General features: G+C 55.2%; 5 protein-coding genes. All 5 read right to left on the reverse strand.

The annotated features are described in order from the left end of the window. Nucleotides 1–86: 86 nt before the first annotated feature. Complete coding sequence (rplS, locus tag G5358_RS20320; protein WP_005308701.1) at nucleotides 87–434, reverse strand: 50S ribosomal protein L19; 348 nt, start codon at nucleotides 432–434, stop codon at nucleotides 87–89. Nucleotides 435–466: 32 nt separating this feature from the next. Next, a complete protein-coding gene (gene trmD, locus G5358_RS20325; RefSeq protein ID WP_005340400.1) occupies nucleotides 467–1,216 on the reverse strand; it encodes a tRNA (guanosine(37)-N1)-methyltransferase TrmD in 750 nt (249 codons plus the stop codon). A gap of 34 nt (nucleotides 1,217–1,250) precedes the next feature. Continuing rightward, entirely contained in the window at nucleotides 1,251–1,772 is a 522-nt protein-coding gene (gene rimM, locus G5358_RS20330) for a ribosome maturation factor RimM (protein ID WP_005340394.1), read from the reverse strand. Nucleotides 1,773–1,796: 24 nt separating this feature from the next. Further along, entirely contained in the window at nucleotides 1,797–2,045 is a 249-nt protein-coding gene (gene rpsP / locus G5358_RS20335) for a 30S ribosomal protein S16 (RefSeq protein WP_216952849.1), read from the reverse strand. Between the two features lie 182 nt (nucleotides 2,046–2,227). After that, nucleotides 2,228–3,604, reverse strand: coding sequence for a signal recognition particle protein (gene ffh / locus G5358_RS20340; RefSeq protein ID WP_005341384.1), 1,377 nt, complete (start codon nucleotides 3,602–3,604; stop codon nucleotides 2,228–2,230). Between the last annotated feature and the right edge of the window lie 278 nt (nucleotides 3,605–3,882).

The raw sequence follows: 3,882 nt of genomic DNA on the forward strand, positions 1-3,882 counted from the left end.
CGGATACAAAAAAGGCTCGCCATTGGCGAGCCTTTTCACTACCTGTCGAGCTTTTAGCCGACATACCGACACCAATTCGAATCGAATTAGTTGAGCTTCTCTTTGATACGAGCAGCTTTACCGGACAGGTTGCGCAGGTAGTACAGTTTGGCACGGCGAACATCACCACGACGCTTCAGTTCTACACTGTGGATCAGCGGAGAGTGAGTCTGGAATACACGCTCAACACCTTCGCCGTTGGAGATCTTGCGAACGGTGAAAGCAGAGTGCAGACCGCGGTTACGCTTGGCAATAACGATGCCTTCGAAAGCCTGCAGACGCTCTTTACCACCTTCTTTAACACGAACTTGAACACGTACGGTGTCGCCCTGGGCAAAAGCCGGGATGTCGGTACGCATTTGCTCTTGTTCAAGCTGCTGAATAATCTTGCTCATTGTCTTTCCTTACCTAGGATAAACTGAAAACTCTACTTAACGCTGTCACGCACTTCGCGGACATACTCGGCAAGAAGTGATTCTTGCTCGTCAGTCAGAGCTAGGTTGTTAATAAGTTCCGGCCTTCTTTGCCAGGTTCGTCCGAGCGATTGCTTGAGCCGCCAGCGCCGAATCACTTCGTGATTGCCGCTTGTCAGCGCCTCGGGCACCGCCAATCCATCCAACACCTCCGGCCGAGTATAGTGGGGATGATCCAGCAAGCCATCCGTAAAGGAGTCCTGCTCAGCACTGGCCTGATCACCCAAGACTCCTGGAACCAGACGCGAAACCGCATCGATCAGGGTCATGGCAGGCAACTCGCCACCACTTAACACGTAATCCCCGATAGACCACTCTTCGTCGACTTCGGTTTGTATCACGCGTTCATCGATACCTTCGTATCGACCGGCTACCAGAATCAGTTTCTGATTCGTCGCCAACTCGGTTACGCCCGCTTGAGTCAGCTTGCGTCCCTGAGGGGAGAGATAGATGACTTTCGCCCCGTCTCCCGCCGCTTGCTTGGCTGCATGAATCGCGTCACGCAGCGGCTGAACCATCATTAACATGCCGGGCCCACCACCATAAGGACGATCATCGACCGTACGGTGTTTGTCGTGGGTAAACTCCCGGGGGTTCCAGCACTCAATCTGCAGCAGGCCACTCTTGACGGCCCGACCCGTTACCCCGTGCTCGGTAATGGCTCGGAACATTTCAGGGAAGAGGCTAATGACCCCAATCCACATAAGAAACCTCCGGCACCCGTGTTAGCGCGGGAAACTAGAAACCAGGATCCCAATCAACTTCGATTGTTCGAGCAGTCAGATCAATATTCTTGATCACCTGCTCTTCCAGGAACGGAATCAACCGCTCCTTTGCACCAAAGGCATCTTTTACATTGGCCTCAACCACCAACACATCGTTGGAGCCGGTTTCCATCAATTCGGTCACCTTGCCTAGGTCATATCCCTTGGTGGTCACTACCGAGCAACCAATCAGGTCACGCCAGTAGAACTCGCCCTCAGGCAACGCAGGCAATAGATCAGCGGGTACGCCGATCTCGACATTGGTCAATGCCAGGGCATCTTCGCGCACATCGATACCATCGAGTTTGCAGATCAGACCCTTGTTGTGACGTTTCCAGGATGAAACCCGAATTTCACGCCACGCCCCGTTCTGATTAATCAGCCAGGGGTTGTAATCGAAAATCGCTTCGGCAACATCGGTGAAGGAGTTCACTTTAAGCCAGCCCTTGATGCCGTAAACGGTCCCCAGGGTGCCCAGAACTACAGGTTTTTCCACCTTAACTCCTTACCGTTTGGCTGATTAAGCAGCTTTGGCAGCGTCTTTGATCAGCTTGGCAACGCGCTCAGAAACAGCGGCACCAGTAGCAACCCAATGCTCGATACGAGCCAGGTCCAGGTTCAGCTTTTCAGCCTGACCAGAAGCAACCGGGTTGAAGAAACCAACGCGCTCGATGAAACGACCGTCGCGGGCGTTACGGCTGTCAGCAACTACTACCTGGTAGAACGGACGCTTTTTCGCGCCACCACGTTGTAAACGAATGGTTACCATATCGTCCTCATTAACATCTAATGAACAAGGCCCGCAAACACGCGAACCCTAGCTTAAAATAAGCCGCATAATTCTACTTGGATTCGTAATAATTGCAACCAAGCCAGCCATTTTTTGCGCAGGGCTGCAATGAAAAGGGCCTGCAACTCGCAGACCCTCGCTCAATACCTAACTCCGGATAATCAGAACGGACCGCGACCGCCACCAAATCCCGGTGGCAGCATGTTCTTCATCTGGCTCATCATTTTGCGCATGCCGCCCTTGCCGGACATCTTCTTCATCATGCGCTGCATCTCTGTGAACTGCTTGAGCAGCTTGTTCACATCCTGCACCTGCATGCCGGAACCTGCAGCGATGCGACGCTTGCGAGAGCCCTTGATGAGGTCGGGATGGGCACGCTCTTTCGGCGTCATGGAGCTGATGATGGCCTCCATCCGCACGGTGAGTTTGTCATCCATCTGATCCTTGATGTTGTCCGGCAGGCCGGACATGCCCGGCAGCTTGTCGAGCATACCCATCATGCCGCCCATGTTGCGCATCTGGGCCAACTGCTCGCGGAAGTCCTCGAGATCGAAGCCTTTACCGCTCTTGACCTTGCTGGCCAGCTTGGCCGCTTTCTCTTTATCGACGTTGCGCTCGACTTCCTCGATCAGCGACAGCACATCGCCCATACCGAGGATGCGGGAGGCGAGACGATCCGGGTGGAACGGCTCCAGCGCATCGGTCTTCTCACCCATACCGATAAACTTGACCGGTTTACCGGTGATGTGGCGCACCGACAGGGCGGCACCACCGCGGGCATCGCCGTCCGCCTTGGTGAGGATCACGCCGGTAAGGGGCAGCGCTTCGTTGAACGCCTTGGCGGTGTTGGCGGCATCCTGACCTGTCATGGCATCCACCACGAACAGGGTCTCGACAGGCTTGATGGTGGCGTGCAGATCCTGGATCTCGGCCATCATTTCGCTATCAACATGCAGACGGCCGGCGGTATCGACGATCACCACGTCATAGAATTTCTTGCGCGCCTGATCGATAGCGGCAGTCGCGATGGCAACCGGCTTCTGGCTTGCATCGCTCGGGAAGAAGTCGACGCCGATGTCACCCGCCAGGGTCTCCAGCTGTTTGATCGCCGCAGGGCGATAGACGTCGGCACTGACCACCAACACCTTCTTCTTGTTGCGCTCTTTGAGCAGTTTGGCCAGTTTGCCGACCGTAGTGGTCTTACCGGCCCCCTGCAAACCGGCCATCAGGATAATGGCGGGCGGCTGGGCAGCCAGATTGAGCTGTTCATTGGCCTCCCCCATCACGGTGACCAGCTCGCCGTGCACTATCTTGATGAATGCCTGACCCGGGCTCAGGGATTTGGCCACTTCCTGCCCGACGGCACGCTCCTTGACGCGCGCCACGAAATCACGCACGACCGGCAGGGCGACGTCCGCCTCAAGCAGCGCCATGCGGACTTCGCGCAGGGTCTCTTTGATGTTCTCTTCGGTCAGCCGACCACGGCCACTGACATTGCGCAAGGTGCGCGAGAGTCTTTCAGTCAAATTCTCAAACATGACGCATTCCGGTTCTTGGCGTAATAAATGGGGGGCATTATAACCCAGAGCAGCCGCGAGGACGATTATTCACCGCACCGTCGCTCATCTATGCTTCGTCCCTATATATGGGCGGATCGGCCATTGCACAACTGGCGAGCACATCTTGTGCAAGGTATACTGCTCCTCTTATATCCCTAAATGCTTGTGTAACAACGACCTGGTTATGATCGTGATCTCTGTTCTGGCCCTGGCGTTTTATCTGCTGGCCATCATCGCCTCACTGCACCTGCTGCTCA

Origin of the sequence: Aeromonas sp. 604176 (assembly GCF_049170755.1) — a bacterium.
In the GTDB taxonomy this organism is placed as follows: Bacteria; Pseudomonadota; Gammaproteobacteria; order Enterobacterales; family Aeromonadaceae; genus Aeromonas; species Aeromonas veronii_A.